The sequence below is a fragment of the Lacinutrix sp. MEBiC02595 genome, assembly GCF_053601555.1.
Window position 1 is genome coordinate 341,958 of record NZ_JBSHNU010000246.1, and the last position, 14,185, is coordinate 356,142.

The 14,185-nt window shown below is 31.7% G+C and carries 15 protein-coding genes; 2 read left to right on the plus strand and 13 right to left on the minus strand.

The window, feature by feature from the left end; all coding sequences use genetic code 11:
- Positions 1-214: 214 nt before the first annotated feature.
- The 12 genes from ACVCZW_RS18950 to ACVCZW_RS19005 all read right to left on the minus strand — a co-directional run bounded on the left by ACVCZW_RS18950 (position 215) and on the right by ACVCZW_RS19005 (position 11,133).
- Positions 215-601, minus strand: coding sequence for a GxxExxY protein (locus ACVCZW_RS18950; protein ID WP_452228244.1), 387 nt, complete (start codon positions 599-601; stop codon positions 215-217).
- A gap of 121 nt (positions 602-722) precedes the next feature.
- Positions 723-1,451, minus strand: a complete 729-nt coding sequence (locus tag ACVCZW_RS18955; protein WP_452233193.1) for an ABC transporter ATP-binding protein — start codon at positions 1,449-1,451, stop codon at positions 723-725.
- Positions 1,452-1,563: 112 nt separating this feature from the next.
- A complete protein-coding gene (locus ACVCZW_RS18960) occupies positions 1,564-2,466 on the minus strand; it encodes an ABC transporter ATP-binding protein (RefSeq protein WP_452227845.1) in 903 nt (300 codons plus the stop codon).
- Positions 2,467-2,472: 6 nt separating this feature from the next.
- Positions 2,473-2,931, minus strand: a complete 459-nt coding sequence (locus ACVCZW_RS18965; protein WP_452227844.1) for an OsmC family protein — start codon at positions 2,929-2,931, stop codon at positions 2,473-2,475.
- Between the two features lie 36 nt (positions 2,932-2,967).
- Positions 2,968-3,870: an HlyD family secretion protein gene (locus ACVCZW_RS18970; RefSeq protein ID WP_452227843.1), complete on the minus strand. Its 903-nt coding sequence runs from the start codon at positions 3,868-3,870 to the stop codon at positions 2,968-2,970.
- A gap of 91 nt (positions 3,871-3,961) precedes the next feature.
- Positions 3,962-5,218, minus strand: a complete 1,257-nt coding sequence (locus ACVCZW_RS18975; protein ID WP_452233194.1) for a TolC family protein — start codon at positions 5,216-5,218, stop codon at positions 3,962-3,964.
- A 1-nt stretch (position 5,219) separates the two neighbouring features.
- Positions 5,220-5,834, minus strand: coding sequence for a TetR/AcrR family transcriptional regulator (locus ACVCZW_RS18980; protein ID WP_452227841.1), 615 nt, complete (start codon positions 5,832-5,834; stop codon positions 5,220-5,222).
- A 91-nt stretch (positions 5,835-5,925) separates the two neighbouring features.
- Positions 5,926-6,222: a hypothetical protein gene (locus tag ACVCZW_RS18985; RefSeq protein WP_452227840.1), complete on the minus strand. Its 297-nt coding sequence runs from the start codon at positions 6,220-6,222 to the stop codon at positions 5,926-5,928.
- A 15-nt stretch (positions 6,223-6,237) separates the two neighbouring features.
- The gene (gene cydB, locus ACVCZW_RS18990; protein WP_452227839.1) at positions 6,238-7,311 is read right to left on the minus strand and encodes a cytochrome d ubiquinol oxidase subunit II; all 1,074 of its coding nucleotides are present in this window, start codon (positions 7,309-7,311) and stop codon (positions 6,238-6,240) included.
- Positions 7,312-7,313: 2 nt separating this feature from the next.
- The gene (locus ACVCZW_RS18995) at positions 7,314-8,645 is read right to left on the minus strand and encodes a cytochrome ubiquinol oxidase subunit I (RefSeq protein WP_452233195.1); all 1,332 of its coding nucleotides are present in this window, start codon (positions 8,643-8,645) and stop codon (positions 7,314-7,316) included.
- Between the two features lie 231 nt (positions 8,646-8,876).
- Complete coding sequence (locus ACVCZW_RS19000) at positions 8,877-10,229, minus strand: MBL fold metallo-hydrolase (protein ID WP_452227837.1); 1,353 nt, start codon at positions 10,227-10,229, stop codon at positions 8,877-8,879.
- Positions 10,230-10,407: 178 nt separating this feature from the next.
- Positions 10,408-11,133, minus strand: a complete 726-nt coding sequence (locus ACVCZW_RS19005) for a peroxiredoxin (RefSeq protein ID WP_452233196.1) — start codon at positions 11,131-11,133, stop codon at positions 10,408-10,410.
- Positions 11,134-11,330: 197 nt separating this feature from the next.
- Here ACVCZW_RS19005 and ACVCZW_RS19010 point away from each other — a divergent pair, with 197 nt between their 5' ends.
- Together ACVCZW_RS19010 and ACVCZW_RS19015 are read left to right on the plus strand one after the other, a co-directional pair.
- On the plus strand, positions 11,331-11,708 hold the full coding sequence (locus tag ACVCZW_RS19010; protein WP_452227835.1) for a hypothetical protein: 378 nt from the start codon (positions 11,331-11,333) through the stop codon (positions 11,706-11,708).
- 67 nt (positions 11,709-11,775) lie between these two features.
- Complete coding sequence (locus tag ACVCZW_RS19015) at positions 11,776-13,878, plus strand: TonB-dependent receptor domain-containing protein (protein WP_452233197.1); 2,103 nt, start codon at positions 11,776-11,778, stop codon at positions 13,876-13,878.
- A gap of 82 nt (positions 13,879-13,960) precedes the next feature.
- Here ACVCZW_RS19015 and ACVCZW_RS19020 read toward each other — a convergent pair whose 3' ends face one another.
- On the minus strand, positions 13,961-14,110 hold the full coding sequence (locus ACVCZW_RS19020) for a hypothetical protein (RefSeq protein WP_452227833.1): 150 nt from the start codon (positions 14,108-14,110) through the stop codon (positions 13,961-13,963).
- Positions 14,111-14,185: the final 75 nt, after the last annotated feature.

The window sequence follows — 14,185 nt, forward strand, 5'->3', positions numbered from 1 at the left end:
CTTTTCTGCAATTCCCTTTTGTTATATCAGCAAAATTGAAGTTTACTATATAGACTTTAAAAAGTCCTCCTCTAATTATATAGGATAATTCATTTCCTGTTCTTTTTTCCATAGGTCATTTATTTTTTTCATTTCTCCCACTGATTACAACGATTACCACAGATTCTTTTAGTCTCATTTCTGCGTAAATCTTAGAAATCCGTGGGAAACTATTTTATAACCCGTTTACTTTTCTGAAAATCCCTTTTGTTATATCATCAACATTGAAGTTCACTAAAATGCCTAGTTTTATTTCTGAAAGCTTTAAATATGTTAAAACTTGTTTATGATGAACTTTCGCTAAAATTTCTACTGATTTAATTTCTATTATTACTTTATTATTCACTAATAAATCTAATCGGTAACCAATTTCTAATTCTATACCATCATAAAATATAGGTAATGCTACTTGTCGTTTTACAGATAATCCTTGCTTTTCTAATTCATACATTAAAACGCTTTCATATACAGATTCTAATAAACCTGGACCTAATTCATTATAAACTTTAAAAATCCCTCCTCTGATTATATAGGATAATTCATTTTCTGTTTTTTCTTCCATAAATTACTTGTTTTTTCTCCCGCTGATTACACCGATTACCACAGATTCTTTTAGTCTCATTTCTGCGTAAATCTGAGAAATCCGCGGTAAACTATTTTTTAGACATTTGCAAAAAACTTTGTCATCCTCTTGCCAGTTTTAAAAACACATCATTCATATTACCTACCTGAAACTGTTCTTTCAATTTTTTAGGCGTATCTAAAGCTTCTATTTTACCATTTACCATAATGGAAACTCTGTCGCAATATTCTGCTTCATCCATATAATGCGTGGTTACAAAAACGGTTGTTCCTTCGCTAGCTGCTTTGTAAATCATTTCCCAAAACTGACGTCTAGTAATTGGATCCACGCCACCTGTTGGCTCATCTAAAAACACAATTTTAGGATCATGAAGTAGTGCAACAGAAAAGGACAGCTTTTGCTTCCAACCTAATGGTAATGCACCAACTAGTTTGTTCGCAACTTTTTCTAACCCTAATTCTTCAATTAAAACAGTAGATTTTTCTTTGATGCTTCTTCTTGATAATCCATAAATCCCCCCAAAAAAAGCAATATTTTCTTTAACGGTTAAATCGTCATACAAAGCAAATTTCTGACTCATATAACCAATGTTTTTCTTGATGTCTTCGGCTTGTTTATACACATCAAATCCTGCAACCTGTGCTTTTCCCGCTGTCGGTTTAGAAATACCAATCAACATTTTCATAGCTGTAGTTTTCCCTGCTCCATTTGCTCCTAGAAATCCGAATATTTCACCTTTCTCCACTTCAAAAGTAATGGCATCTACAGCTGCAAAATCTCCGTACATTTTGGTTAATCCTTCTACTTGTATGACTTTGTTCTTGTTCATATTCATTTCCCACGAAAATGGGAATCTTATTAATTTACCTGCTTTTTTTTTATACCTACAAGATTTTAAAAACCGCGCAGGATATTTTAGAAACCTGTCAGGCCTAATTAATTTATTTTGCTAATTCCATAAAGGTATCTTCAATAGTTGCTACTGTTTTTACTATTTCCACATTGGAAATATTTTTCGATTCTAAATACACTTGTAAATCTTTCGGATTAAAATCTGCTCTACGATCGGTATAATGCACAAACTCACCAAAAGGATAAACACTATGGTTATACTCGTATGCTTTTAAACTATTAATTAGCGAATACATATTATTTGCACGTACGTTGTAAATTTGTTTTGGGTAATGTTTTACAATCGCCTGAGGTGTATCTATCTGCAAAATTTCCCCATCTTGAATTAAGGCAATTCTATCACACAAAGCCGCTTCATCCATATACGGTGTAGAGACCAAAATGGTGATTCCTTTTTGTTGTAAACGTTTCAACATTTCCCAAAATTCTTTTCTAGAAACTGGATCTACTCCTGTGGTTGGTTCATCTAAAAACAACACTTTAGGTTTGTGAATTAATGCACAACATAAAGCGAGTTTTTGCTTCATTCCTCCAGATAATTTTCCTGCTCTACGATCTTTAAAAGGTTCTATTTGAACGTAAATCTCTTTTATTAAATCGTAATTTTCTTCTATCGTGGTTCCGAAGATAGTTGCGAAAAAACTCAAATTTTCTTGGACCGTTAAATCTTGATAGAGTGAAAACTTCCCTGGCATATAGCCAACGCTATTCCGAATCTTTTTATAATCTAGAACCACATCAAAACCAGCAACTGTTGCGGTACCTTTATTAGCAATTAAAAGGGTTGTTAGAATTCTAAACAACGTTGTTTTACCTGCGCCATCCGGACCAATGAGTCCAAATATTTCACCCGATTTCACTTCAAAAGAAATGTCTTCTAAAGCTTTTACATTTTTATAAGATTTGCTAATATGGCGGACAGATATACTCACAAGATTTTAATTTTGAACACTAATTTTAGTTTCCATTGTAATTTTTGAAGTAATAGAGTTTGAGATTAAACAAGCCTTTTCCGATTTCTCTAAAATTCGTTCTGTGCGTTCTCTTTTAGATTCTTCTGTAATCACAACTTCTGGAAACAATAATACTTCACTAATTACAAACTTGCCATCCACTTTTTCTAGAATACCTTTTGCCCCACATTTAAAGCTTACAAATTCTAATTTTGAATATTCCGCAATGGCTAAAAAAGTAGTCATTAAACAACTGCTTATTGCTGCTGTAAATAAATGTTCTGGAGTCCAAATGTTGGGCATTCCGCCTGGAAATTCTGGTGGTGTTGCCACTTCGATGCAATTCGTTTCGTTAGTTCCGTTATTTTTCAATTCCGGAGAACACAGCGTTCCTTTTCTGTCTTGCGTCCAATTTACATTGACGTTATACATATGTTTTTCCATAATGCTTTATTAAAATTATTTTACTGATTTTTATTGCTAATTTTCTGTGGAATTATGTATCCATAATTCCGCAGGCATTCCTATTTTTAGGCTACCATCATTTTTCACATCCACTTTTACAGCATAAACTAAAGCAACACGTTCTTCTTTCGTTTGAATTATTTTTGGTGTGAACTCTGCTTCTGAAGCAATCCAACTAATTGTCCCTTTAAAGGATTGCATAGCGTCTGCATCATCGATTTTAATTGTGACTTCTTGTCCGATTTTAATATTTGCCAATTGTGTTTCACTAATATAAACGCGTAATTGCATGGTGTTTAAATCTGCAATTTTATACAGTGGTTTTCCAAAAGCTGTAATTTCATTTGGCTCTGCGTATTTGGTTAGAACCGTTCCATTTACTGGATTAATAATTTTACTTTTTTGAATTTGATCTTCGATTTGTTTTACCTGAACATCTATGGATTTCAGTTCGTTTACCACTGGACCATTCTGTATTTCTACACTTCTAATTTGGTTTCTAATCACATCGATTTCTCCTGAAACATCATCCAATTGTTTTTGTGTTCCTGCATTATCTTTTAATAGATTCACAGCCCGATTTTTGTTGGTGTTTGCTGTTTTTAATTTTGCATTTAGCACTTGAATTTGAGATAAAACACCTTTTGATTTTGAACTAATCACAGCCTTAGCCACTTCTAGTTGTTCACGTTTTAATGCTAACGGAATGCTGTCGATATAACCTATAAATTGTTCTTTTTGAAGCACATCTCCTTCGGTGACATTAAACTGTATTAGTTTTCCATTATTCTCCGCTGAAATAGTGATCTCTATTGCTTCAAAATTTCCATAGCCATCTGCTCTTTCACTATCATTTCCGCAGGAAAATAAGCTAGAAGCCATGATGCTTAATCCTAATATGTATTTGTAGTTCTTCATGATTATTTTATTTTCTCCCGCTGATATACGCAGAATTTTTTAATTGATTATGCAAACTTTTTCTGCGTTAATCTGCGCTATCTGTAAGATTTTATTTCTTTTCTCCTTTAATAACATTGTAATTTGCTTTTGCAAGTTGTAACTGAATTTTATGTCGTACCAAAGTATTTTCATCTTCATATAAATTGGTCAATTCTGTGATATATGCTGAAGACGTAATCACGCCATTTTTAAGTTGTGAATCTGCTGTTTTCAAAACTTCCTTTCTAAGATTTATTACCTCTAAATCAGAAGTAATAAAAGCTTCCGTTTTATCTATTTCTTTTTGTTGTTGATTTAATTTAATGTTTGTATTCAGTTTAAAAATTTCTGTTTCATTATCTACAATATCTTTGTTGATAGCTAAGGATTGTCTTTGTTTTTTATTGGAATTCCAGTCGAAAACATACCAATTCAGTTTCACACCAACAGTATAAAATGGTTGAAAGGAATTATCCAACATATTCAATCCAGGATTGCCATATCCACCAGTTGCAAAACCAAGAAGTTTTGGTCCATTTTGCTTAGACATTAGCTTTTCTGAATTTTGAATTTCTTCTTTTTTAAGCTGAAATAATTCTAATTCTGGTCTACTTAAATCTTGCTCTAATTGTGTTTCTACTATTGGATTTTGGAATTGTGTTGCAGTATTTAAAGGAAGATTTATTAAACTGGAAAGTGTTTCTATATGTGTTACTTTATTACTTGCTAATTCTTGAAACTGTTGGTTAATTTTTAATAATTCTGCCTCTAATATTTTATCAGAAGTTGGCAGAATAACGCCATACTTAATTCCGGATTGGACTTCTTTTAATTTTGCTTGTAATTGTGCTTGTTTTGCTCTTAATAACAACTCCGATTCTTGAATTAGCAAAACTGAAAAATAGATTTGGTTGATTTGCTGTTTTAGTTGATACAAGCTGACTTCTACCTGCTTTAGTTTTGTTTTTAACTGAGCAGATTTCAAATGTAATGAGGCATCTGTTGCGCCTCCATTATAAATCAATTGATTCACAGAAACCGTTGCACGATATTGATCTTTATTTAATCCTTCCATATTTGCATTTGGAATAGGAATTTCAATCACATCTGACTGATAGGTTGCTTGTGCATCCAAATTAATTTGAGGTAATTTGGAAGTGGCTATTACAGCTGCATCTAATTCGTTTTGCGTTTCTAATAGTTTTGTTTGTTTTGCTAACGGATAATTTGACGTCACAAATAGGTAACATTCCTCCAACGTGATACTTTGTTGCGCAACACTAGGGAAAACAGTTAAGAAAATTAGAAGGATTAATAATTGTTTCATTTTATGTGTTCTTTATAGAATGGATAATAAAATTAGCAACTTCGGTTTTACGATCTTCCATTAATTGCTTGTATGCTTTATCGTCTGTATTTGTAAATGCTTTTATTAAAGGTTTGGCTACAAAAGGAAAAATATTTAAAGCCAATATATTAATGAATAAATGTTCCGCACTAATTGGTTTTAGTATCCCATTTGCAATTTCTTTATCTACTTGTTTCTTGAACTTTTCAATATTTGGAAAACCATTGGTGTCTTTCATTTTAAGAAGAAACTCTGGATTTCTATTCAATTCTTGAAGGATGAAATTTGGCAAATAAGGATGTTTAACAATGAATGTTATATAGTCTGATGTAAAGTTCTTCACCTTCGCTTCAATAGAAGAATCATCATTTAAAATAGCATTTAATTGTGGTGCTAATAAGCTAAATGCATTCTTAAAAACCGCTTCAAACAACAACTGCTTACTTCTATAATAATAATGAAGCATCGCTTTGTTAATACCTGCTTTATCGGCAATCTCTTGCATACGAGCACCATCCATTCCTTTAGACTGAAATATATTTTTAGCCGCATTTAGAATCTGCTCTTCTGTGTTTTTGTCTTTTGATTTTTTCATTATAACTACATGGTTTAACCAAGTGGTTAACAAATATATAATGAATTGTAATTGTAAAAAATGATTTATATCATGTAATCTGAATAAATCGCTATTTGTTCAGCTTTTTATAGATTAAATTAATAACTAGTACTCCTAAAGCGCCTCCTAAAGCAGAAACAATACCATTAATTATAAATAATGATGTATGAAATGTTCCGTTTTCCATTATCGATAGCGGATCAAAACCTAGTCTTCCAAAGGATTTAATTAGAAATATGCTTCCAAAAACACCTGCGATAGTATTTCCTATCACACCAAAGGAATATTTTTTAAACAACACTCCTGTACTATTAGCAGCTATTATTCCGATTAGAATACTGATTAAAGAAATTAATGTTTCTGTCATAATAGTAGGTTTGTACTAATGTCCATAATCCATTTTATCAACCTTTCCTCCCATCAGTCTTTTTTGAATAATCATGTACACAAAAAGAAGAATAAAGCCAACAATTCCCCACGTTAAAGCCACAGATAAACCATACTCAGGAGCTGCAGTATTATAAATAGTTAAATCTTCATGAATATTATTCACAGAAGGTAATATCACAGGAAATAGCGATGCTAATGAAGATGTAATTCCTCCAACTATTAATAAGGTAGATAATACAAAAGCATGACTATCTTTCTTTATTTTTTTAATAAAAAACAACCCAATTAATCCTATTAAATAAAGAAGAGGAAACACTAATAAATAAGGTCTGTCTATAAAATTATCTAAAGCATTCGGATTCACTATTTGCCATACAAAAAGAGAAAATACAGTAAGAATAGATAAGGTAATATTTAATTTTAAAATAACGTATTTAAGCTTTTTATTAACGCTGGAGTTTGTTTTTAAAATTACCCAATTCGCACCATGAATTGCTAAGGTGACCACCGAAATTAAACCAATAACAATGGTAAACCAATCGATAACTCCGGGGTTTTCGGTTAGCGGACTAAAGCTACTATTCCATAATGGCAAGAAAAAATAATGTCCTTCATGAGCAGAGATTCCGTTTTCTACACCTCCTAAATTGACACCTCTTACGATATTACCTAAAGCAATTCCGAAAAACAAGGCTAATAACAAACTAGAAACACCAAAAGAAGTATCCCAAATATCTTTCCACATTTGATATTTAAACTGACCTCGAAATTCTAAACCAATCGCTCTAAAAATAATTAACCACAAAACGATGATTAATGGTAAATAGAATCCGCTAAAAACAGATGCATAAAAAGTTGGAAAAGCCATAAACAACATGCCACCGGCAGCCACTAACCACACCTCATTAGAATCCCAAAAAAGACCTGCAGATTTAGCAATTACTTCTTTATCTTCTTCGGTTTTAGCAAAGAATAAATGAATAATTCCTGTTCCAAAATCATAACCATCTAAAACAAAAAACATCGCTAAAACAATTCCTATTATTATATACCAAAATATTTCCATAATTAATGTGTTTTCGGTTTTGGACCTTGATTAATAGTTTTACCAACTAAGACTAAAAAAAGCAATCCTAGTAACATATATAAAGCAACAAAACCCAATAAAGTAAATAAGGTATTACCAGAAGAAACTGTTGGAGAAACACCATCGCTTGTTTTTAATAAGCCATATACCAAATAGGGTTGCCTTCCTAATTCTGCGGTATACCAACCTGTAATATTTGCGATATAAGGAAACGGAACTAAAAACATAATAAACCAAAGTAATGGCTTAAAAGTGAACAATTTTTTTCGCCATAAAAGTAAAAGTGCCAATACCATAACCCCTATAAATATGGTCCCTAAACCAACCATTATATGATACGAATAATAAAGTGCTGGAATATTACCTGGCAATTCTTCCTCTTTAAACTGATCCATTCCTGGGATTTGTTTATCCCAATCCTGATGTGTTAAAAAGCTTAATATATTTGGGACAGCAATTTTATTATCCAATTTTTTCTCTACCATATTTGGCTGACCAACCAATACAATTTCTGCTCCAGCTTCTTCGGTTTCAAAAATGCCTTCCATAGCGGCAAAAGATGCTGGTTGGTATTTTGCTACATTTTTAGCATTCCAATCTCCTGTTGGAAAAGCAACTAAAATGCTAGAAACTAATCCGAAAGCAACACCTGTTTTCAAGAATAGTTTACCATATTCCACTTGTTTATTCCTTAAAATATAAAAAGCGCCTATACTTGCTACAACAAAAGAAGAAGTAACCACAGAAGCCATTTGATTATGTAAAAAAGCAGGTAATAACCACGGATTAGTAAACAGCGCTGAAAAGTTTTCTAAGACAAATTTTCCATTCTCTAAAATTTCATAACCTACCGGATGTTGCATCCAAGCATTGGTTGCTAGAATGAACCAACCACTTGCCCAGGAACCTAAAAACACTAAAAATCCCGTTAAGAAATGTAGCTTTTGTCCCATCAATTTTTCACCAAAAATAAAGAGTGCTAAAAAAGAGGATTCTAAAAAGAAGGAAAACATCCCTTCCATTGCTAATGTTTGTCCAATAATCCCTCCCGTTAATTCCGAAAATTTCGCCCAATTGGTACCAAATTGAAATTCCATAGGAATCCCGGTTACCACGCCCATGGTAAAATTGATAGCAAAGATTTTCATTAAAAATTTTGCTGCATTATTATATTTTTCAATTTTGGATAGTAAATATTTTCCTTTAAGAAAGACGATCAATAAAGATAATCCCATGGTTAATTGCGGAAATATATAGTGAAATGTGATAGTAAATGCAAATTGCAACCTATCGTAAAAGATCATGTCTTCCATATTCTAATTTTAGACTATAAAAATACAACACAAACGCGTAACGCTATGTAACTTTTATTACAAAAAAGCCTCTAAAAGAGGCTTTTTAAAATTAAGAAATAATAATTCAGACCTTTTTAAGAATCGTATCTAATACTAAGTCTTTATCTAATTTTTTCGTACCGAAAAACCAATCTATATAATTGGTACTAAAAGAACTTTTAATACCATTAAAATTTTTCATTTGTGCCTTTAGTGTTGCACATTAAATTCTTTAACCGCATCGCTAAGATCATATACCGCAACATTATCTATTGCATTTGAAATAATACTGCTACCTGCTGCACTTCTATATCCACCAGCGCAATGCACTACAATGGGTTTATCTGTAGGAATTTTGTTTTTAGAAGCTCTTAACTGATGTAGAGGAATTGAAATAGCATTTTTAAAAATCTTACCTTCCTCCACTTCACTAGTATTTCGAATATCAATAATAGTATATTGATTTGGGTGTTTTTTAAAGTCTTGTATATCTAATGATTTGAATGTTTCAAATGTATTAGCACCTAAAGTTATAACCGATTTGATTTGTTTTTCGTAACCAATTTTAGCTATACGGCTAAGAATGTTTTTTCTATCATCTATAGAATTAATTACTAAATGAAACGCTTCCTTAGGTGCTACAATAGAACCTAGCCATGTTTCCACTTTGTCCTCTTCGGTTTCTGCAATAATATTAATACTTCCTTTAAGATGATTTTTTTTAAAACTGGATGCACTTCTTACATCAATAATTAAACTGTTATCCTCCTTAAAATCTGTTATTCCAAACGAGAAAGGTACATCGCAAAATGCAGTTTCAAAATTATCTGCACCTTCCTTATTTATAGCAACGTTAAATCCGAAATAAGAAGGAATAAAAGGTTGATCTTTTAAAATGTGATTTTTAAACTGATCTACCGTTAAATCTTTAAAAGCCCAATTTTCATTACGTTCTCTTCCTAAGGTACTAGATGGATCTGCACTCATATTTTTACCACATAAAGAACCAGCTCCATGCGCGGGATATACTAGTGTAGCATCTGTTAAGTGATTAAACTTATCTTTAATTGTATAGTACATACTTTGTGCTAATTCTTCTCTTTTTGCTTTCATATTACCTGCTTTTTCTCTTAAATCAGGTCTTCCAACATCCCCTATAAATAAAGTATCTCCAGAGAACATGACATGATTATTATCTGCATCTGTAGCAATGATAGTAATACTATCTGGAGAATGTCCGGGAGAATTAATTGCAGCATATGTAATATCGCCAATTTTAACAGTATCTCCATCATCAAATGCCTGGTGTGTATACATAGCACCAACCAATTTACTTACATAAATTTTTGCGCCAGTCTCTTTATGTATTTGCAAGTGACTACTCACAAAATCTGCATGTGGATGTGTTTCAAAAATCGCTGATATTTTTGCATTATGTTTTTCTGCTAATTCGTAATAAGGTTTTGGATCTCTTGATGGATCCACAATAGCCATTTCATTATTACTTATTATAGCGTAAGAATAATGAGCCAATGGTTTATCTTCAAACTGTATAACATTCATAATTTTTATATTTTTATGTGTATTAATAGGATAAAAAAATTAGTGATCTTATAAATTTAAAACTAAAATGGTAAAACAGCATTATATTTTTCTATTTTGATAAGAATACACTATTACTAATGAATTAAATAAAAAAAGAGCCTTTAATATAAAGACTCTTTTTAAGTTTAAAATTATTTTACTTTTTAAGAATCGTATCTAACACTAAATCTTTATCCAATTTCTTTGTACAGAAAAACCAATCTTTACAATCTAAACCTTCTGTTGATGTCATTCTTTCTTCAGCAACACCACATGATCCGGCAGGAGATACAATAACATCATCTCCAGGATTCCAATCTGCCGGAGTTGCCACGTTAAATTTGTCGGATGTTTGCATTGCAATCAACGCTCTGTATAATTCATCAAAATTACGTCCTAAACTTAATGGGTAATAGATTAATGCACGAACTGTACTTTCTGGATCTACAAAAAAGACCGCTCTAACCGCTTGTGTTTTACTTTCTCCAGATTGAATCATTCCATATTTTTTGGCAACATTCATAGAGATATCTTCAATTAAAGGAAATTTAACTTCAATGTTTTTCATTCCGTTAAATTCAATTTTATCCTTAATAGTTCTTAACCAAGCGATATGACTGTATAAACCATCAATAGATAAACCTATAAGGCTACAGTTAGCTTTTTTAAACTTATCCTCTAAATGTGCAAATGTCATAAACTCTGAAGTACAAACTGGAGTGAAATCTGCTGGATGGCTAAATAATATGGACCATTGCCCTTTATAATCTGAAGGGAAATTAATTTCACCTTGCGTTGTTGTAGCTGTAAATTCAGGAGCCTTATCTCCAATTCTTGGCATGGTAAAAACTTCTTGTTTTTCTGTTGTTTCTAAAGTATTCATAGTGGTATCGATTTTATTTATTAATAGTATAAAATTACACCACAACCAATTATTGGTCTGTAACATTTGTCACTTAAACTACAGCAAATTCTTATGGTATTATAAGGATTGACAATAGTGGATAAAAATATCCGAATTATTTATAAACATGATAAAAATCAGCTTTAAAAGAAATTCTGGATCTTATTTTTGTTGTAATGAAATTAAGCACACAAATATTCGCTATTGGTTTAACAACGCTTCTTCTATTTAATGGAATGCGAGTAACGTTAAATTATGGGTATTACCATATAGACACTATTGGTTTTATAGAAGCATTTTGTGTAAACCAGGACAAACCAGAATTAAAATGTAATGGAAAATGTCATTTAAAAAAGGTTTCCAAATCACAAGATAAAGACCAAAAAACTCCGGAAAGTATTGTAGATTTTAAAGAGCTCCTTTTATTCACAAATACAATGGAAACTATAGTATTTCAGCAAAAAATACGACTTAAAAAACAAAACCCAAGTACGTATCAAAACCTATATTCTTTCCACAATATAAACGATTGTTTTCATCCTCCAAAAGTGTAGTTTTTCATTTCCTTATTTTCAGTGAAACCCACTGCAAACACTTAAACAAAATATAAAATTACTATACATGAAAACAGTATATAGTGTGTTATTATGCACATTAATTTCAGCAATTTCTTTTGGTCAAGAACAAAACGAAATTAAACAAGACAGCACAGCACAAAAAACGACCACTTTAGATGAAGTTATTGTTACTGGAAACTTAAAAAAAGATCCCGTATTAACCGTTGTTTCCAATACCTATGACGAAAAAATTGTACAACCTAAAAACGTTGCCGATTTATTTAATAACATCAACGGTTTTTCGGTTATAAAAAGAGGAAATTACGCGATTGATCCTTCCTTTAGAGCTTCACAATACGAACAATTAAACATTCAATACGATGGAGGAACAAAAGCAATGCATGCTTGTCCGAATCGAATGGATCCCATAACCACGCATATTATTCCGGAAGAAATTTCAAAAATAGAAATCATAAAAGGGCCATACACAGTTCGCTACGGAGCAACTTTTGGAGGCATTATTAATTTGGTAACTCAGAAACCAGATTATGAAGATTATGGGTTACACGGAAAAGTTTCGGCTGGATATGAAAGCAACGGAAATTCTTTAGTAAACTTGGCACAACTTCAATATATTCAAGAAAAATATGACATCGTTGCAAATGCAGGTTATAGAGATTTTGGTAATTATGAAGATGGAGATGGTACCGAAATACCTTCGTCTTTTAAAAGTACCGACTACGGCATTAAAGTAGGTTATAACTTTACAGACGACCAACGTTTACAAGCACATTGGAGACAATCTTTTGGACGTGATGTACAGCATGCTGCTTTGGCGATGGATACCGAATACGATAATAGCAGTATTTTGTCTTTAGATTATAAACTAGATAATATTGGAGAAGTAGCAAAATCATTAACCGCAAAAGTGTATTACAGTTATGTAGATCATTTAATGACTAATGATAACAGACCTTCTTTTATGATGATGGAAGCAGCTTCTGGCGTGGATGCAACAACTATTGGAGGAAAGCTAGAACTAAACTGGAAACCTGTAGAAAAACTAAATGTATTTTCTGGTTTAGATGCCATGCATATTGCTAGAGATGGCGGAAGAACTAGATTGGTGAAAATAATGAATGGAAATATGTTACCAACACCCATGACTTTTAATGATAAAGTGTGGCAAGATTCTTATATCACAGATTTAGGAATTTTTACTGAAGCCAAGTATAATATGACTCCTAAAACCATATTTACAGCTGGTATTCGTTATGATCATGTAACCTCAGACATACAAGATCCAGAAGCAGATTTTGCTGCTATGTATGATTTAGAAAAACGCACAGAACATAATGTAAGCGGAACAGTATCTCTTAAAAACAGAGTCTCTGATAATTTCACTTTAGAAGCTGCTTATGGTCGTGGTATTCGTTCTGCAAATATGATTGAACGTTTTATAAATCATTTTACTGTTGGCCAAGATCCTTATGAATATGTTGGAAATCCTAATTTAAAAGCAGAAGTAAATAATCAATTTGAAATTGGTTTTAAAGGAAAACAAGCTTTAAAAAATGGTTTTAATAGTTTTCGATATGAAACCTCTTTTTATTATTCCTTTTTTGAAAATTATATTGTAGGTGTTATAGATCCAACAATTGCTAAAAAGTTTAATCCTACAGCAGATCCTACCAACGTAAAAGTATTTCAAAATATAGACGAGGCATACAAAACTGGTTTTGAAGCAATGGCACAAGTAGATTTTTTAAAAGATTATTATTTTAAAACAGAATTTGCTTACGTATATGCAAAAAACAAAGATTTAAAAGAGTCGCTGCCACTAACACCACCTTTTACTAGTAAGCTAAGTTTAGGATTTCAAAAAGAAAAATTCTGGGGAAGCGTTCAATATAACTTAGTTTCTAAGCAAGAAAACATTTCAAGAAGTTTTGGAGAAACGGAAACCGATGGCTACCAAACTTTAGATGTACGTTTTGGCGTGAAACCGATTAAGAACATAACTTTAGGGGTTGCCGTAATTAATGCTTTAGACGAAGCTTATAATAACCATTTAAACTTCTCTTTTACGAATCAAGCAGACTTTGGAAGAACACCAATTACAGAACCCGGTCGTAATTTCTCTGCTTTTTTACAGTATAAATTTTAGCACATACTTAATCTAAAAACAAAAAAGTAGCGTATTTAAAAATATGCTACTTTTTTTTTATAATTAAATGTTTTAAATAAAATTATCTTTCTTTTGGTTCTTCATTATCTCTATCGTTGTTAGACATAGATTTTACTAAAAAACCAACAAGAGCTAGACAAACTAATCCAAAAATAGCTATCATAATTACGCCGTTATTCCAGTTCGCTAATGCAATGCTTTGAGATATCATAAAAATAGGTGTTAGTGTTTTTAAAAGTATAAAAATAATAATAATTTGTCTTAATAAATATGACTTTTATCAGCT

What these genes read in the sequence shown, in the direction of transcription:
- ACVCZW_RS19005 (WP_452233196.1), bottom strand. Translation starts at nt 11,133, where the DNA reads ATGAATACTTTAGAAACAACAGAAAAACAAGAAGTTTTTACCATGCCA.
- cydB (WP_452227839.1), bottom strand. Translation starts at nt 7,311, where the DNA reads ATGGAAATATTTTGGTATATAATAATAGGAATTGTTTTAGCGATGTTT.
- ACVCZW_RS19010 (WP_452227835.1), top strand. Translation starts at nt 11,331, where the DNA reads ATGAAATTAAGCACACAAATATTCGCTATTGGTTTAACAACGCTTCTT.
- ACVCZW_RS18975 (WP_452233194.1), bottom strand. Translation starts at nt 5,218, where the DNA reads ATGAAACAATTATTAATCCTTCTAATTTTCTTAACTGTTTTCCCTAGT.
- ACVCZW_RS18985 (WP_452227840.1), bottom strand. Translation starts at nt 6,222, where the DNA reads ATGACAGAAACATTAATTTCTTTAATCAGTATTCTAATCGGAATAATA.
- ACVCZW_RS18980 (WP_452227841.1), bottom strand. Translation starts at nt 5,834, where the DNA reads ATGAAAAAATCAAAAGACAAAAACACAGAAGAGCAGATTCTAAATGCG.
- ACVCZW_RS18955 (WP_452233193.1), bottom strand. Translation starts at nt 1,451, where the DNA reads ATGAACAAGAACAAAGTCATACAAGTAGAAGGATTAACCAAAATGTAC.
- ACVCZW_RS19015 (WP_452233197.1), top strand. Translation starts at nt 11,776, where the DNA reads ATGAAAACAGTATATAGTGTGTTATTATGCACATTAATTTCAGCAATT.
- ACVCZW_RS18995 (WP_452233195.1), bottom strand. Translation starts at nt 8,645, where the DNA reads ATGGAAGACATGATCTTTTACGATAGGTTGCAATTTGCATTTACTATC.
- ACVCZW_RS18970 (WP_452227843.1), bottom strand. Translation starts at nt 3,870, where the DNA reads ATGAAGAACTACAAATACATATTAGGATTAAGCATCATGGCTTCTAGC.
- ACVCZW_RS18965 (WP_452227844.1), bottom strand. Translation starts at nt 2,931, where the DNA reads ATGGAAAAACATATGTATAACGTCAATGTAAATTGGACGCAAGACAGA.
- ACVCZW_RS19000 (WP_452227837.1), bottom strand. Translation starts at nt 10,229, where the DNA reads ATGAATGTTATACAGTTTGAAGATAAACCATTGGCTCATTATTCTTAC.
- ACVCZW_RS18950 (WP_452228244.1), bottom strand. Translation starts at nt 601, where the DNA reads ATGGAAGAAAAAACAGAAAATGAATTATCCTATATAATCAGAGGAGGG.
- ACVCZW_RS19020 (WP_452227833.1), bottom strand. Translation starts at nt 14,110, where the DNA reads ATGATATCTCAAAGCATTGCATTAGCGAACTGGAATAACGGCGTAATT.